Here is a 14,711-nt window from a genome sequence, read left to right as displayed (position 1 = left end):
AAATAATGACAAAAACAAAAGCAGGCTACAAGCCAACCAAGCTAGGATTAATTCCTGAAGATTGGGGCGCTTTGAAATTTGGTGACATTGTTTCCTTGTCGCAGTATGGCTTATCTATACCTTCAAATGAGGATGGAACTATTCCCATGTTCAAGATGAACAATTTTCTTAACGGGAAAATGAATCCTGACAAGGTCGATTTAGTCTCAATTAATGAAAATGACTTATTAACCTATCAGCTTCAAATTGGAGATTTACTGTTCAATAGGACCAATAGTTATGATTTGGTAGGTAAAACAGGAATTTTTGATTTAGATGGCACGTATACTTTTGCCTCTTATCTAGTAAGATTTAGAATTAGGAAAGATGCGGCTAACCCTGAATTTGTTAACTATTTTTTTAATAGTTCTAGGACTCAAACTAAGCTAAAGGCTTTAGCAACCGTTGGGGTAAGTCAGTGTAATATTAATCCAACCAACCTTAAAAAGTGGTTAGTTGTACCAACTCCACCTCTTCCAGAGCAAAAAGCCATTGCGGCCTGCTTAGGCACCTGGGATAAAGCCATCGATACGCTTAGCCAGCTGATTGCGCAGAAAGAGCAGCGCAAAAAAGGCTTGATGGAACAGCTCCTTACCGGTAAGAAACGCCTGCCTGGGTTTAGTGGGGAGTGGAGGGAGGTTGAATACGGCAAAGTGCTTAAGGAGGTTAAGCGACCTGTGGACTGGAATGATGATGAGCTCTATGATTTGATTAGTGTGAAAAGGCGGTCTGGAGGACTCTTCCATCGAGAGAGCTTGAACGGAAGCCAAATTCTTACCAAAAACCTCAGAACGGCTAAAGCTGGTGATTTCTTAATCTCTAAGATGCAGATTGTTCATGGCGCATCAGGCCTGACCACTGAGGCGTTTGATGGTATGAAGATTTCTGGCTCTTACATCGCTGCAGTAGCGAAAGACCCAAATAAACTGAATGTTGAATTTTTGGATTGGATATCGAAGCTGCCTAAATTCTACCACCAAACTTATCGGTCAAGTTATGGGGTACATATCGAAAAAATGACTTTTGACTTTAAGCTTTTTCTTAAGGAGAAGATGCAGTTGCCTCCACTTGAGGAGCAGCAGGCTATTGTAATGGTGCTTAAAGCTTCAGAAGCCGAAATCACCCTTCTCAAGCAAAAGATGAATCAGCTAAAGCAGCAGAAGAAGGGCCTGATGCAGCAATTGCTTACAGGAAAGAAACGCTTGGTTTAATAATATAGACTACTCACTATGAATACTAACCAGCTTGCAACGGTACAAAACTTGTTAAACCAGCTTGAAAAACTTGATGTGGAAAAGAAGATAGCAGATGCTTATCCTTCAGAACCAGATCCTGCTAAAATCAATCTGGGGCAGAATAATGCTGAGTGGTTTATAGCTACTTGGAATCGAGTGGTCAGGCAGTTTAAGGCGGAGCTAACAGAAGCTGGCTTAGGTCACATTTTACCATTTCAATACAATTTTCAAAATGAATATGGTAGTAGCAATTTGCAACAAGACCTTCAGTACTTAATCAACTATATAACTGGTAATAATCTCCCTGCTGCAGAAGGCTTTCTAAATAGGTTAATATATTATCAATATATCCACGGGTTTTGGGATAAATCGTCAGTGCACTCTCATAACCTCAGGGGAATAAATGCCTCTAAGTTAGAGGGAAGGTTGAAGGCGATTGAAAGCAGCTTAGAGGCAGGCATTAAAAGTAATAAAGAGTTTGAGAAAGGCTTGAAAAAGCAAAAGGGCGAGCTTGATACATTGGTGGACGAGAAGAAGCAACAGTTTTCAGAAATAACCGCAGCTTTTTCTTCAGCTCAGTCTAACAATCAGCAAATCGCAAACCTTTTAAATACCAGTACAACACAGGCTGGTCAGATAGACGCTATCAAGGCTAAACAAGAAACAAACCTTACGAAAGTAGAAGAAACCATTTTAGCTAATGAAAAAGAATTTAAGGCTGTAAAGGCTGAGGTGGAGGAAACGGTAGCTACTTTGGAGGAGTTTTTTAAAAAGATTGAAGCTAATCTCACCTTTACCGAAGAGAATCAGCAGTTCATTGAAGAGAAGAAGCAAGAAATTATCAAGCTAACAGGGAAGGCGGCCGATGGTGCCTTAGGGCATACGTTTAAAACAAGACAGGAAGGACTGAATTATAGTACATGGGCTTGGCTTGTTGTGATGATATTAATTGTGATTGGAGGCGGCTTCTGGATTCACTTTGTCTTTACCTCCATTCCAGCTCAAACAGATACACAATGGGTGAACCTGGTAATTAATGCACTAAAGGCCTCTCCTGCACTTATTCTGATTGGTTTTGCTATCAACCAGTATTCCAAAGAAAGAAGCTTAAAGGAAGAGTATGCCTTCAAAGCTGCAGTAGCTATGACCATCAACGCCTATGCTGATGAAATCTCGGAAGCTTTTAAAAACAAGGATACAAGTAGGGAAAAAATGATCATGGAAACGATTCAGAAGGTATATCTACCCCCACGTTTTTACCCAGAAAATAATGGTAGTTTATTTTCCAATGGCTCAGCAGAGTTGCGCGAAACCTTAAACTCACTTAAGGAAGCTGTTCAGGAGATAAAAAAGTAAGTTATGAGCGAGGTGAAGGATTCCGATATTATTTGGCGTTTTATGTCACTTTCTAGCTTTGAGCGTATGCTAAATGACAAGGCTATTTATTTTCATAATATTCCTGGTTATGCTGGTTCAGATCCTTTTGAAGGAAGCTACAGTTGGGGGAATGGATCTAAAGATTTTATGGATTTCCATAAAAGCGAGTGTTCAAAAAAAGGAGGTGGTTTGCCATGGCAATCCTGGATGTTAACCCAATTTTTAGATCATGAACTATACAGAAGAAGATCATATGTTTCCTGTTGGTATAGGAGTGAACATGAGTCAGAGGCAATGTGGCGCTTGTATTGTAATCAAGAACTTGATAATGCGGTAACAATTAAAACCACAGTTAAAAAACTTAAAGAAGAATTAAGAAGGAATACTCAATATTCGCTTCTTTTTAATGAAGTACAGTATCAACGAGATTATCATTGGAAGTCTCGTCATATGGATACTGATTTAATGTTTGCAAAGCGCAAAAGCTTCGAGCATGAAAAAGAATTTAGGGCGTTGCTTCAAATACCGGATTCCGATGATGTTTACCTTGGGAATCAGCCAAAGGGGCAGCATGTTAAAGTTGACTTTGGGAACCTCATTGAAGAGGTTAGGTTATCACCAACGTTTAACTACCAAAAATATAAGCTGCGTTTTGATGAATTAACCCAGCAATATGATTTTCAAATATTCAAATCTGAAATAGAGCCTGAGTCTCCTTATTCTGGTGATATAAAGATTGCGTACCAAGGTGCGCCAAGGAACCTCAAGGAAGTACAGGAGTTCCTTAAGAATAAAAAATTGGGTAGAGAAGCTGAAGTAATTGAGCCTGTTAACCCAAGAAAAGTGAAGGTAATTAGGTATTCATCTACATCGGTTACAGAGTTTATTATAGAATTAAAGACGCGAAAATAATTTTTTATGCAAACTCCCTCCTTTAAAGAAGACCACATCAGTCAGCTACCGGCTTTGCAGTTTCTAATTCAATTGGGCTATACCTACCTGAATGCTTCGGAAGCATTGGAAGCCAGGGGCGAGAGGAAGAATCAGGTATTGCTGGAGGGAGTGTTACGTGATCAACTCAGGAGGATTAACCAGATTAGACTTTCCTCGAATAAAACAGCCGCATTTAACGAGGCCAATATCGAGGCTGGTATTCGAGCCCTGAAAGAAGTCTCCCTGGTAGAGGGCTATATTACCGCCTGCCAGAGGGTATATGAGCTGCTTACGCTGGGTAAGGCCCTGGAGCAAAGCATTGTCGGCGATAAGAAAAGCTATACGCTGCAGTACATCGACTGGAAGCACCCGGAAAATAATGTTTTTCACGTAACGGAAGAATATGCCGTCATGCGCAGTAGCAGCAAGAAGGAGTATATTCCGGATATTGTGCTTTTTGTAAACGGCATTCCGCTTTGCATTATCGAATGTAAACGGCCCGATATGAAGGCTCCCATCGATCAGGCTATTTCGCAGCATCTGCGCAACCAACATGAAGATGGCATCCGGCCATTGTACTTGTTTGCACAAACATTGATAGCATTATCGACTAACGAAGGACGTTATGCGACAAATGGCACACCTCCCAAATTCTGGGCACATTGGGAAGAGAAGTTCAGGAATAAGGAAGAAGAAGCTGCTTGTGAGGAGGAGCTAAAAACGCTTAAAAACAAGGCAGTAACAGGGTGGATAAAGCAGCAATTATACGCCGACCGTTATCCTTCGGAAAAAAGGAACTTTGAAGCGCTGGAACAGAGCCAGCGGATGGTGACCGAGCAGGACCGTTACCTGTATGGGCTCTGCCGTCCGGATCGTTTACTCGACTTCACCTATAATTTTGTTGTCTTTGATGATGGGCAAAAAAAAATAGCCCGTTATCAGCAATACTTTGCCATCAAGAAAGCCATTGTACAGGTACGTGAGCTGAAAAAGGGCAAGCGCACCGGTGGGGTAATCTGGCATACGCAGGGCAGTGGCAAGTCGCTTACCATGGTCATGCTGGCGCAGGCCATTGCCATGGAAAAACAAATCCGGAACCCTAAGATAATCCTGGTTACTGACCGGGACGATTTGGATAAGCAGATTACCGGAACTTTCCAAAAGTGTAATATGCCTGTGCTGAATGCCGGTACAGGAACACACCTTGTGGAGCTGTTGCACAGCAAAAGCGATGCGGTTATTACCACCATTATCAATAAGTTCGAGACTGCAGTAAAGAAAATCCGCAACCTCGATAGCCCTAATATTTTTGTTTTGGTGGATGAGGGGCACCGTACGCAGTACGGCACCTTCAATATAGAAATGCAGAAGGCGCTACCGAATGCCTGTTATATTGCCCTTACCGGCACGCCATTGTTTAAAAAGGACAAGAATACTCTGGCCAAATTTGGTACGCTAATAGACCACTATACGGTAGATAAAGCGGTAAAAGATAAGGCCGTAGTGCCCCTACTGTATGAAGGAAGACATGCCTTTCAGAAGGTAAATGAAGCGCCCCTGGACAATTACTTCAGCCTGGTTAGCGAACCCTTAAATACCTACGAAAAGACCGACCTGAAGAAGAAATTTAGCCGGGCCGATCAGCTGAACATAGCCGACCAGAAAATCATGGCTATCTGCTGGGATATCAGCCTGCATTACCAGCAAAACTTTCAGGGAAGAACCGATTTTAAAGGGCAGCTGGTATGTCCATCGAAACCCGTGGCCATTAAGTACAAGCAATATCTCGATGAAATTGGCAGGGTAAGCTCAGAGCTGCTAATCTCACCCCCTGACATGCGGGAAGGAGAAGAAAGTGCTTATGGAAACACTACCGATGCAGTGAATGCTTTCTGGAAATGGATGATGGATGAGCATGGTACGAAGGATAAGTATGAAGCCAATATCATTAACCGCTATAAGTATTCCGAGCATCCTGAACTCATTATTGTGGTAGATAAGCTACTTACTGGTTTCGATGCGCCCCGTAATTCCGTGCTGTACCTTACCCGCAAATTACAGGGGCATAGTCTGCTGCAGGCGATTGCCCGTGTCAACCGGGTACATAAGGATAAAGACTACGGCTACATCATTGACTATTACGGGGTAATTGAAGAGCTGGGCGATGCATTGGATGTGTACTCAGCCTTTGAGGACTTCGATCCGGGCGATATTCAAAATACCCTAACCGACATTAATGATGAGGTGCAGAAACTACCCCAGCGCCATTCAGCGGTTTGGGAGCTATTTAAGGAAGTGAAAAACAAGCGTGACGCCGAAGCCTATGCGCAATTATTGCGCGACGAAGCCATACGCACTCACTTTTATGAGCGGCTGTCGGCTTATGCACGGATCTTAAAAATGGCGCTCTCGTCTATAGAATTTCACCGAAAAACAGGCGAAGAGAAAATAACTTCTTACAAAGATGACCTCAAGTTCTTTATAGGCCTGCGCAAGGATGTGGTACAGCGTTATTCCGATGCCGTTGATTTTAAGCAGTACGAAGGGCAGATCCAGAAGCTGATCGATACGCACGTAAGCACTGAAAAGGTTGAGCCTATCACAGACCTGGTAAATATTTTCGATAAAGATGCCTTTGAGGAGGAAATCGAAAAAACGGTTGGTACTACTGCCAAAGCCGATAAGATTGCTTCGCGTACTGCCAAACATATCTCGGAAAAGATGGAGGAGGACCCGGCTTTTTACAAAAAGTTCTCCGAGATGCTGAAAGAAACTATTAAAGCCTTTGAAGAGAACCGGATCAGTGAGGTAGAGTACCTGAAGCGTTCTAAGGAAATTCGTGACAAGGTGCTATCCCGGACCGATTCGGATATTCCTGCTGAGCTAAACCGCCATGAGGTAGCCCGGGCTTTTTACGGCATTTCGCTGGAAGAAATAAAGGAAAAGGTGGCTGATAAGGAACAGCTTAAAGGTATTGCAGCAGCTATTGCACTGGCTACTGATGCAATTATTCAAAAGCATTTGGTGGTAGACTGGCATCGTCAGGGCAGTGATGTGCCGAAGAAAATGATGCTCTATATAGGTGATTACCTGATTGATGAGGTAAGAGATAAATATCAGCTTAAGCTTAGCTTTGAGGAGATAGACCGGATTGCCGAGCAGTTGGTAGAAGTAGCGAAGATCAGGTACGCAGGATGAAAGATACTATTCAGTTTGGCTCGGCTACCATTGAATACCTGCTGTCCTTTTCTGAGCGTAAGTCGCTAGGAATTACCGTAACGCCAGAGCTGGAGGTATTCGTAAAAGCGCCAGAAGGAACGGCAATGGAGGCAATTAGGGCACGGGTTAAAAAGAAAGCTCCATGGATATTAAAGCAACAAAGCTTTTTCCTGAGCTTTCACCCGAAGATGCCGGCCCGCCGGTATGTAAGCGGGGAAACACATTTATATATGGGCCGCCAGTACCGACTTAAGGTCACCCAAGGAAAGAAGGAGGCTGTACATTACAGGGGGCGCTTCATAGAGGTAACCACTGCCAGAAAGGAAAAGGTGGAAACCCTGATGAAACAATGGTACCGTGAGAAGGCTAAATCAAAGTTTGCCGAGTTGGCTGAGCCACTGATTCAGCGCTTTAAAAAATATGGTGTGGAGCCTACTGCTTTATATCTTCAGGATATGCCTAGGCGGTGGGGAAGCTGCACCCCTAAGGGAAAAATCATCCTGAATCCGGAGCTGATAAAAGCTCCCAAGCCCTGCATTGAGTACGTGATTGTGCATGAGCTTTGCCACCTGGTGCACCACGACCACACCCAAAAGTTTTTCGACCTTCAAACCAAAGAAATGCCCGACTGGCCCAAATGGAAAGACAAGCTGGAAAGGCTGTTGGCTTAGCTTTTTTTAGGCAATCTCTTAAATATAAGGAGCAATAAACATGATTTATCAACTTGACGAACCAATGCGCTTTGGTAAATACAATGGCTACACTATACGACAAATATACCAGGGAACTTTGTGCATTGACAGAGGACTATTATCCAATTATCTGAATCACATTCTAAATGCAGATAAAAGGGGCAGGGAGTTTTATGGCCCTTCTATGTACTTCGCAGAGGAATTTGAGGTTACGGGATCTACTATTAGAACAATTGGCGAAATATTTGACCCGGAAAAGCCTTTATCTGATTCAAATAGAGTCCACCTTGGTAATATAGAAAGAGACTTATCTGCCTTTATTGAGTGTCATTTTAAAGGTTCTTTTTTAGGTGTCCTTGATGATATAGATGCGTACATGAGGAAATACGAAGACCAGGGTGTTCCTCTGGGTGAAGGACCATCTTATCTAAGGTGGTGTGAGTCTAATGTCGATGGATTTCAGCTTAGTAAATCCTGTAAAGAACTGCTTGAAAAGATGCCTAGGACTTATTTACGGGGGATTAATATTATGTATATAGGAAATGAAACATACGAGTATATGCCAGATATTGAGATTATGGATGCAAAGGAGGATTAAGTCGTTTAATAATTTTGCTTATAAAAAAAAACCTGCATTAAACCCGAGGCAGGCTTGTTTTATGTATTTGGCCCAAGCCCAAAAATTTTATTATAAATAAAGGAAAAGGCTAGCCTATGTGGATAAATTAAGCCTGAAAGGCTGTTGGCTCAAAAGGTTTATTAGGTTTCCGCTCTTAGGCAAAATATGAGGCAGTTAAGAATATCTCAATATGTTGAAAGTATTTACTCCTCAGCTTCTTTTTTCATCGCCTCCTCCACCTGCCGGAAGAACTGGATGAGCCAGTACATGTTTTCGGCAATGCGGTCGAAGTTCAGGGGCGGGGCTTCCTGGGCAAAAATGATGTAGGTCAGGTAGACTTCCAGCAGGTTTTCCCGCAGCTCCAGGGGAGGGGAAAAGCTGATGAGCTGGTTGAATTTCTCCACCGCCTCTTGTGTCAGGGGAGAGTCTTTGGGCAGGTGCAGGACTTTCTGCTCTTTGGTGTCTTTTTCCATGGCGATACCTATTTGTGGTGAAGGGGACTCACTTCTTTTCTTCTCATCTTGTAGTACCACTTGCGGTACCAGTACCTGTGGTACATCTTCCGCCAGCGGGTATGTTTATCTACTACTTTTCTGCCGGCTCCCTCAGGCCAGAGGGTGCCGATCGCCTGGAGCTCTTCCAGCATCTTTCTGGTGTCTTCTTCCGTGTAATGCTGCTGGCCATAGCCGCAGCGGATAAAGTAGTCCTGCAGCAGCTCCCGGGCCTCTCCCTTTTTTCCGAAGCTTTCTGCTGCCAGGGTGGAGAGAAAGTCGTAAATGAGCTTATCTGGCTCTACTTCCAATATTTTGCAGAGCATCATCAGCTGGCTGGGCAGCTTGAGCCGTGCCTCGGCTATTTGCATGCCTTCCCAGGGTTTTTGTTGGTATAGCATTTTCATGGCAGTAGTGGTTCAGGGGTAAAAGATTGATGCGTTTTTCGTAGAGAAAGAATTTGTCTTTGACAAATGCAGCGGGCCATGAGCAGTAGTTTTCTGCTCCTGCTTAAAAGGATGTGGCACTCCCTTTCGGTGATGGGGAATTCAGCGGCATAACGGCCCTGGCAGTAGGCCTGCTTCAGTAGCTGGAAGAGGTGCACTTCTTCCGGAGTATGGCGGGGGAAGACACTTGCCAGGGCACCAGAAAAGCGGCTGGTATAGCGTCTCATCTTGTCCAGGTTGTGGGTGGTGGGGCGGTAGCCGGTAAAGACCAGGTGAATGGCCGTATAGCTATGCTCCAGGCTCTGGTGAAGCAGAAAGGCAGAGAGGCGAAGCTCCTTGCGGAAAAGGGAAAACTGGGCGCTCCTGAGGAAAGCCCTACTCAGGGAAAACCATCGAATGAAATGCTGCCGGGCCATGGTAGCAGCAGGTAGGGGGCAGGAGACAGATTCTTCTAAAGAAGTGGTGCCACTGTCATAAAGTAGGATGCCTTCTTTTTGCAGTTCGGGAAAGAGGTAAGGGTTGAGCTGGCGCATTTGGCGAAACTGAGCAGTGGTATGCACCAGGGCATTGATGGGGATGCCTGCTCTGCGGCAGCTTTCTTCCAGCTTTTCCTGCAGTTCTTTTCGCTGCTGGTTTTGAGCATCAGGAAGGAGGATTAAAAAGTTCAGCCGGTCAAGGTAGGGCTGGGGCGATTCAGAAGTGTCCTTTAAGGAAGAGGGCAGGGAAAGCAGCAGGATTTTCTCTGCCTGCGTTTGTGCCTGCATCAGCTGCAGGGCCTGCCGAAGCTTCTGCTGAAGTGCAGCAGGCAGATGATGAGTGGAGGTGTACATAATCTTTTGAATTTAAAGGGGTGTAGCATCTTATATTCATTTTTTCTTATCTTGCCATCGGACTGTTGTTATGGCTGTTGTTGTAAAGGAAGTGTGTTGATGGCTGGTATCCCACCAGCAGCCCTTGTAGCTTACAGGCACCTGCTTGTTTTATACCATAAAAACTTAATCTAAACTTGTCGTTATGAAAGCCGCCACCATGCCAGAGAAAGTACATGAAGGAAAAAATGTAAAGCGCATCCGGGAAATCCTCGGCATTAAACAGGATGCTTTAGCCTTTGAACTGGGCCTTTCCCAGCAGGCCGTATCACAGATGGAACAGAAAGAAAAACTAGAACCCGAGCTCCTGGAAAAAGTAGCCCAACAGTTAGGTGTACCCGCTGAGGCTATCAGAAGCTTTAGTGAAGAGGCTGCTATAAATATCATTGCAAGCACTTTTACCAACAATGATAATTCAGCTACTAATTTTAACTATCACTGTACCTTCAATCCTATGGAGAAGATTGTAGAGCTGTATGATGCCCTTTTGAAGGCGGAAAGAGAGAAGATTGCCCTGCTGGAAAAGATGATGGAGCAGAAGGGGTGAACTTCTGCCGGATGTTTGAAATTTTGCTCATGATGAATCAGCTAAGGAGGAAAATCGTTACCTTTAAAAGAGAACCGTATGAACATGGATATACAAGCAGAGAAACTGGAGTTGATTGAGCGACTGACGCGGATTCAGGATGTTGAAATCATCCGCAGGATTAAGGAAATTCTCAGCAGCCAGTCGGGGCCTGTGGCAGGTTATGACCCAAATGGGAATTCTATTTCGCAATCCGCCTTGCTGGAAAGGGCTGAAGCTTCTAATAGGGCCATACAGGAAGGAAGGGTAAGTAGCATCGAAGACCTGGAGAAGGAATCTGAAAACTGGTAGCGAATGAAGGTTTTCATTACTGAACCGGCCAAGGTTTCATTAAGGGAAATATGCAAGTATTACAGGTCCAAAGGATTCGGGGCCTATGCTAAAAGATTGAGAATAGCTGTTATCAGTAGTGCCAAAAATCTGGCAGCGAATCCCTTTAAGGGTCAAGAGGAGGAATTGCTTCGCCCTCTCCATCAGGGCCACCGCTATCTGATTATAGAAGAGCATTATAAGCTTATCTATTTACCAGAAGCGGAAAATATTTATGTAACTGATATTTTTGATACCCGCCAACATCCTGATAAAATGCTGAAAAGGCATCAATGATAGAAGGCAGCAGGAGGAGTCAGCCTAGAGTAAGATACTGAAAATGGAAACTTCTTTAACCATGGCTCCTCTTTTAACCCATCCCGCCGCACAGTCCATGTGGAAGAAGCCTGTTCATTCCGCTCGTTCCTCTCTCTATTCACAAGCTTTTTCCACCCCACGCAAGCATCGCCCGCCTTTCCGTTCCGCCCCGCTGCACTACAAGCCGCACGACCCTTGCCTAATAGCTAACCATTTTTATTTACTTGTAGGTTTTCTGCTGAACAACCATTCAGGTGAAAGAAAAGAAAAAAGTATTAAACGTCATTCGGCCTAAATAAATTAGAAGGATTCTCTTTCCATTGGAAAATGTTTTGTGCAGGCTATTTCACTTTTTTGTATAGACAAAACGTTTAAAATATTCAAATTCATTATATTAGCAGGTAAAGGTGTGGGGATTTACATGATGAAGTTAACAACTATCATTAATTTGTTTATGCTACTTTTCCTGTTTTCCTGTAGCCAAGGGCAGGAGGAGAAGCAGTTGGTCATTGGCTTTGCCCAGTGTACAGGGGGAGATGCTTGGAGGAAAGCCATGCATAGTGAGATGAAACGGGAACTATCATTTTACCCCGAACTGGAGCTTGTAATAAAAGATGCCCGAAATAGCACCAGCCTTCAGCAGCAGCATATTAGGGAGTTTATAGATCAGAAGGTAGATTTACTTATCGTTTCCCCTAATGAAGCTGCCCCCATTACACCATTGGTCGAAGAGGCCTTTGAAAAGGGTATTCCAGTGATTATTGTGGATAGGAGAACCTCTTCCTCCTTGTACACTGCCTACGTTGGGGCCAATAACTTTGAGATTGGTCGACTGGCAGGGAATTATGTAGGGGAATTGTTAAAGGGGAAAGGGCGTATTCTGGAGGTATGGGGTCTTAAAGGCTCTTCTCCCGCTGTAGACAGGCATAATGGCTTTACCAGTGCGTTAAAGGATTTTAAAGATATTAAGATCGTGGCGGAAGTACCAGGAGAATGGGAAAAAGATATCGCCAAGGAAAAGTTTCCAGACTTTTACCATCAAAATAAACAGATTGATCTAGTTTTCGCCCACAATGATGTGATGGCCTTAGGCACCTTCGAATATTTAAAGAGCATCCAGCAGGAAGATGAAATGATTTTTGTTGGGGTGGACGGTCTTAGTGGGCCTAATGGTGGTTTGCAATTTGTGGAGGATGGTATTCTGGACGCCACCTTCTTATACCCGACCGGCGGGGAAGAAGTGATTCGGTTGGCCCGTAAAATCCTGTACCATGAACCTTACGAAAAGGAAAATATGCTGAGTAGTACGTTGATTGATGGACGGAACGTGCACATTATGAAGCAGCAAACAGATAAAATCCTGAGTCAGCAAAGCAGCATTGAAAGACAACAGGGGAAAATTCAGAAGCAGATAGAAGTTTACCAGAACCAGCGTATCCTGTTGTACTTTTTGTCTGCAGCCTTGCTAGTCATTATCGTACTGGGTGCCTTAGCCTTACTTTCGCTTAAGGAGAAGCAGGAAATGAATAAAGAACTCAGTGCCAAAAATAAGGAAGTGATTCATCAGCGGAATGAATTAGCCCGTATGGCCAGGAAGGCGGATAAAGCGACGGAGGCCAAATTTAAGTTTTTTACGAATATTTCGCATGAATTCCGCACTCCTTTGACCCTGATTATCGGGCCGGTAGATGATATGCTCAGAGGCAGTGTTTCAGCGGAAATGAAAAAGGATTTGCAGCTGGTAAAAAGTAATGCCCTCCGACTGCTGAATCTCGTAAATCAGCTGATGGATTTCCGTAAGATTGAAAATCAGAAGATGAAACTGCAGGTTGCTGAAAAGGATGTTGTTGGTTTTATTAAAGAGATTAGCGCCTCTTTTAGCAGGGAAAGCCGAAAGCGCAAGATAGATTTTTCCGTTAACAGCCAGGTGGAGTCCCTGAAGGTGTATTTTGATTCAGATAAACTGGACAAGATTCTCTTTAACCTGTTGTCAAATGCCTTTAAGTATACCAAAGATGGAGGAAAGGTGTCTGTCACTATTGAATTGTCCGATACGTATGATAAAGTGATAATTATGGTAGAGGATAATGGAAGGGGCATGAGTGAGGAACATGTGAAAAATGCTTTCGACCGTTTTTATACCGGAGAAGTTTATAGTAACCTGAGTACTGGCTTAGGCCTGGCTTTATCAAAAGAGTTGGTAGACCTGCACAAAGGGGAAATTGCTGTGGTGAGTGAGAAGTGGAAGGGGACAAAATTTATTGTTTCGCTTCCATTGGGTAAAGAACATCTCCGGGAGGAAGAAATTATTCTACCTGCTTCCGAAACACTGGAGCCTATGCTCGATGCTTTACTTTCCAGCGGAAACGAAGAGCCTGATGATCTCTTAGAATCTGAAGAATTAAGCACCAAAGCTCTTCACAGGAAAGATAAAACTATTCTCCTTGTTGAAGATAATGTAGAATTGAGGGCTTTCCTGAAGAAGCGCTTGCAAAAGGAGTTTAATGTGGTAGATGCCGCTGATGGCACGCTTGGCCTTAGCATGGCTTTTGATACTGTACCAGATCTAATTATTTCTGATGTAATGATGCCGGGTATGGATGGACTGCAACTAACATCCGAATTAAAGAATGACAAAAGAACTTCGCATATACCTGTGATTCTGCTTACGGCAAAGGATTCTGTAGAGCAAAAGATAGAAGGAGTGCAGTCTGGAGCCGATATGTATGTAACGAAACCTTTTAGCTTTGCCTATCTTTATGAAAGAATAAAAGGCTTGATTAAAAGCAGGGAAATGCTTCGGGACCATTACAGCTGCGAAATTCCAGCAGAAGCGAAGCAGGCCGTGGTTCCAAAACAGCTGGACAAAAAGTTTGTGAATGAATTCCTGGCGGTGGTTGAAAAGAATTTGTCCAATACTGCCCTGAATGCCAATGACATTGCGGAAAGCTTAGGCATGTCAAAGGTACAAGTGTACCGAAAGGTGAAGGCTCTGCTTGGATATCCGGTAAATGAGTATGTGGTAAAGGTAAGATTAAAAAAGGCCAAACACTTCCTGCTGAACAGTGAAATGAATATTTCAGAGATTGCCTATGAAGTAGGGTTCTCCTCACCGGCTTATTTTTCCACTGCTTTTAAAAATCACTTTCAGATAAGCCCTTCTGAATACAGGGCGACCCATCTGGTGAAGGATTAGTGGGTAGGTAGGTTTGCCAGCCATTCTCCTCACTAAAAAATAAAGGATTTCTTTCTGTTTTCTGTCTAGCCTGATTGCATGACAGCTGTGCTTGGAACACAGTCTGGTTCCTACTTTTTGTCCATGGATCGGGAAGAAAGATCAAAAGAGAGAGGAAGAAGGTAAGGCTACTTTGTCTTCTCCTTCTTTTTTATTGTTTCTCCTCCTGTGGCTTCTACCCTCCTCTATTTTTAGCCTTCCAATAATCAAGCTTGCCCCTTAGAGATGGTGGTTTTCAAATGCCTAACGCTCCCTTCCACCCCAGGGATACCTGCCATAACCACCTTAGAAGGTAATAATGAAACGATTTCGAAAGAATGGTACAAAAGTGAAAGCCTTCCTT

Annotated in this window: 14 protein-coding genes; 11 read left to right on the top strand and 3 right to left on the bottom strand. The window is 43.7% G+C overall.

Annotation, left to right across the window (positions count from 1 at the left end; genetic code table 11):
* Positions 1-5 precede the first annotated feature (5 nt).
* From F752_RS25190 to F752_RS0104885, 6 genes are read left to right on the top strand one after another with little or no spacing between them, the layout of a single operon-like run.
* On the top strand, positions 6-1,250 hold the full coding sequence (locus tag F752_RS25190) for a restriction endonuclease subunit S (RefSeq protein ID WP_160164085.1): 1,245 nt from the start codon (positions 6-8) through the stop codon (positions 1,248-1,250).
* 18 nt (positions 1,251-1,268) lie between these two features.
* Positions 1,269-2,630, top strand: a complete 1,362-nt coding sequence (locus tag F752_RS0104905; RefSeq protein WP_017730618.1) for a coiled-coil domain-containing protein — start codon at positions 1,269-1,271, stop codon at positions 2,628-2,630.
* 3 nt (positions 2,631-2,633) lie between these two features.
* Positions 2,634-3,563: a hypothetical protein gene (locus F752_RS0104900; protein ID WP_017730617.1), complete on the top strand. Its 930-nt coding sequence runs from the start codon at positions 2,634-2,636 to the stop codon at positions 3,561-3,563.
* Between the two features lie 6 nt (positions 3,564-3,569).
* Complete coding sequence (locus tag F752_RS0104895) at positions 3,570-6,782, top strand: type I restriction endonuclease subunit R (protein WP_017730616.1); 3,213 nt, start codon at positions 3,570-3,572, stop codon at positions 6,780-6,782.
* Positions 6,779-7,474: a M48 family metallopeptidase gene (locus tag F752_RS0104890; RefSeq protein WP_017730615.1), complete on the top strand. Its 696-nt coding sequence runs from the start codon at positions 6,779-6,781 to the stop codon at positions 7,472-7,474. Before F752_RS0104895 ends, F752_RS0104890 begins: the two co-directional genes overlap by 4 nt.
* 40 nt (positions 7,475-7,514) lie before the next feature.
* Positions 7,515-8,093, top strand: coding sequence for a hypothetical protein (locus tag F752_RS0104885; RefSeq protein ID WP_017730614.1), 579 nt, complete (start codon positions 7,515-7,517; stop codon positions 8,091-8,093).
* A gap of 224 nt (positions 8,094-8,317) precedes the next feature.
* Here F752_RS0104885 and F752_RS0104880 read toward each other — a convergent pair whose 3' ends face one another.
* Genes F752_RS0104880 through F752_RS0104870 form a run of 3 tightly spaced genes read right to left on the bottom strand, consistent with a single transcriptional unit; the run spans position 8,318 to position 9,881 of the window.
* On the bottom strand, positions 8,318-8,587 hold the full coding sequence (locus F752_RS0104880) for a hypothetical protein (protein WP_017730613.1): 270 nt from the start codon (positions 8,585-8,587) through the stop codon (positions 8,318-8,320).
* Between the two features lie 8 nt (positions 8,588-8,595).
* A complete protein-coding gene (locus tag F752_RS0104875; RefSeq protein ID WP_017730612.1) occupies positions 8,596-9,012 on the bottom strand; it encodes a hypothetical protein in 417 nt (138 codons plus the stop codon).
* Positions 9,009-9,881 (bottom strand): HEPN domain-containing protein, encoded by an 873-nt coding sequence (locus tag F752_RS0104870; RefSeq protein WP_017730611.1) that lies wholly within the window; start codon positions 9,879-9,881, stop codon positions 9,009-9,011. The genes F752_RS0104875 and F752_RS0104870 overlap by 4 nt, the downstream gene beginning before the upstream one ends.
* A 184-nt stretch (positions 9,882-10,065) precedes the next feature.
* Here F752_RS0104870 and F752_RS0104865 point away from each other — a divergent pair, with 184 nt between their 5' ends.
* The 5 genes from F752_RS0104865 (at position 10,066) to F752_RS0104845 (ending at position 14,329) form a co-directional block, all read left to right on the top strand.
* Positions 10,066-10,467 (top strand): helix-turn-helix domain-containing protein, encoded by a 402-nt coding sequence (locus tag F752_RS0104865; RefSeq protein ID WP_017730610.1) that lies wholly within the window; start codon positions 10,066-10,068, stop codon positions 10,465-10,467.
* Between the two features lie 84 nt (positions 10,468-10,551).
* Positions 10,552-10,797: a hypothetical protein gene (locus F752_RS0104860; protein ID WP_236613979.1), complete on the top strand. Its 246-nt coding sequence runs from the start codon at positions 10,552-10,554 to the stop codon at positions 10,795-10,797.
* Positions 10,798-10,800: 3 nt separating this feature from the next.
* On the top strand, positions 10,801-11,112 hold the full coding sequence (locus F752_RS0104855) for a type II toxin-antitoxin system RelE/ParE family toxin (RefSeq protein WP_017730608.1): 312 nt from the start codon (positions 10,801-10,803) through the stop codon (positions 11,110-11,112).
* A gap of 43 nt (positions 11,113-11,155) precedes the next feature.
* Complete coding sequence (locus F752_RS0104850; protein ID WP_017730607.1) at positions 11,156-11,428, top strand: hypothetical protein; 273 nt, start codon at positions 11,156-11,158, stop codon at positions 11,426-11,428.
* 126 nt (positions 11,429-11,554) lie between these two features.
* Positions 11,555-14,329, top strand: coding sequence for a hybrid sensor histidine kinase/response regulator transcription factor (locus tag F752_RS0104845; RefSeq protein WP_152425036.1), 2,775 nt, complete (start codon positions 11,555-11,557; stop codon positions 14,327-14,329).
* Positions 14,330-14,711: the final 382 nt, after the last annotated feature.

The sequence above is a fragment of the Nafulsella turpanensis ZLM-10 genome (genome assembly GCF_000346615.1).
Classification (GTDB): Bacteria; Bacteroidota; Bacteroidia; order Cytophagales; family Cyclobacteriaceae; genus Nafulsella; species Nafulsella turpanensis.
The sequence above is the reverse complement of the archived record's forward strand: the minus strand, read 5'-3'. Positions and strand labels throughout refer to the sequence as shown.

Bases quoted from the DNA above. Each gene is read 5' to 3' on its own strand.
- F752_RS0104905 (WP_017730618.1), top strand. From the start codon at position 1,269: ATGAATACTAACCAGCTTGCAACGGTACAAAACTTGTTAAACCAGCTT.
- F752_RS0104900 (WP_017730617.1), top strand. From the start codon at position 2,634: ATGAGCGAGGTGAAGGATTCCGATATTATTTGGCGTTTTATGTCACTT.
- F752_RS0104875 (WP_017730612.1), bottom strand. From the start codon at position 9,012: ATGAAAATGCTATACCAACAAAAACCCTGGGAAGGCATGCAAATAGCC.
- F752_RS0104895 (WP_017730616.1), top strand. From the start codon at position 3,570: ATGCAAACTCCCTCCTTTAAAGAAGACCACATCAGTCAGCTACCGGCT.
- F752_RS0104865 (WP_017730610.1), top strand. From the start codon at position 10,066: ATGAAAGCCGCCACCATGCCAGAGAAAGTACATGAAGGAAAAAATGTA.
- F752_RS0104855 (WP_017730608.1), top strand. From the start codon at position 10,801: ATGAAGGTTTTCATTACTGAACCGGCCAAGGTTTCATTAAGGGAAATA.
- F752_RS0104850 (WP_017730607.1), top strand. From the start codon at position 11,156: ATGGAAACTTCTTTAACCATGGCTCCTCTTTTAACCCATCCCGCCGCA.
- F752_RS0104885 (WP_017730614.1), top strand. From the start codon at position 7,515: ATGATTTATCAACTTGACGAACCAATGCGCTTTGGTAAATACAATGGC.
- F752_RS0104870 (WP_017730611.1), bottom strand. From the start codon at position 9,881: ATGTACACCTCCACTCATCATCTGCCTGCTGCACTTCAGCAGAAGCTT.
- F752_RS0104880 (WP_017730613.1), bottom strand. From the start codon at position 8,587: ATGGAAAAAGACACCAAAGAGCAGAAAGTCCTGCACCTGCCCAAAGAC.
- F752_RS0104890 (WP_017730615.1), top strand. From the start codon at position 6,779: ATGAAAGATACTATTCAGTTTGGCTCGGCTACCATTGAATACCTGCTG.
- F752_RS0104860 (WP_236613979.1), top strand. From the start codon at position 10,552: ATGGATATACAAGCAGAGAAACTGGAGTTGATTGAGCGACTGACGCGG.
- F752_RS0104845 (WP_152425036.1), top strand. From the start codon at position 11,555: ATGATGAAGTTAACAACTATCATTAATTTGTTTATGCTACTTTTCCTG.
- F752_RS25190 (WP_160164085.1), top strand. From the start codon at position 6: ATGACAAAAACAAAAGCAGGCTACAAGCCAACCAAGCTAGGATTAATT.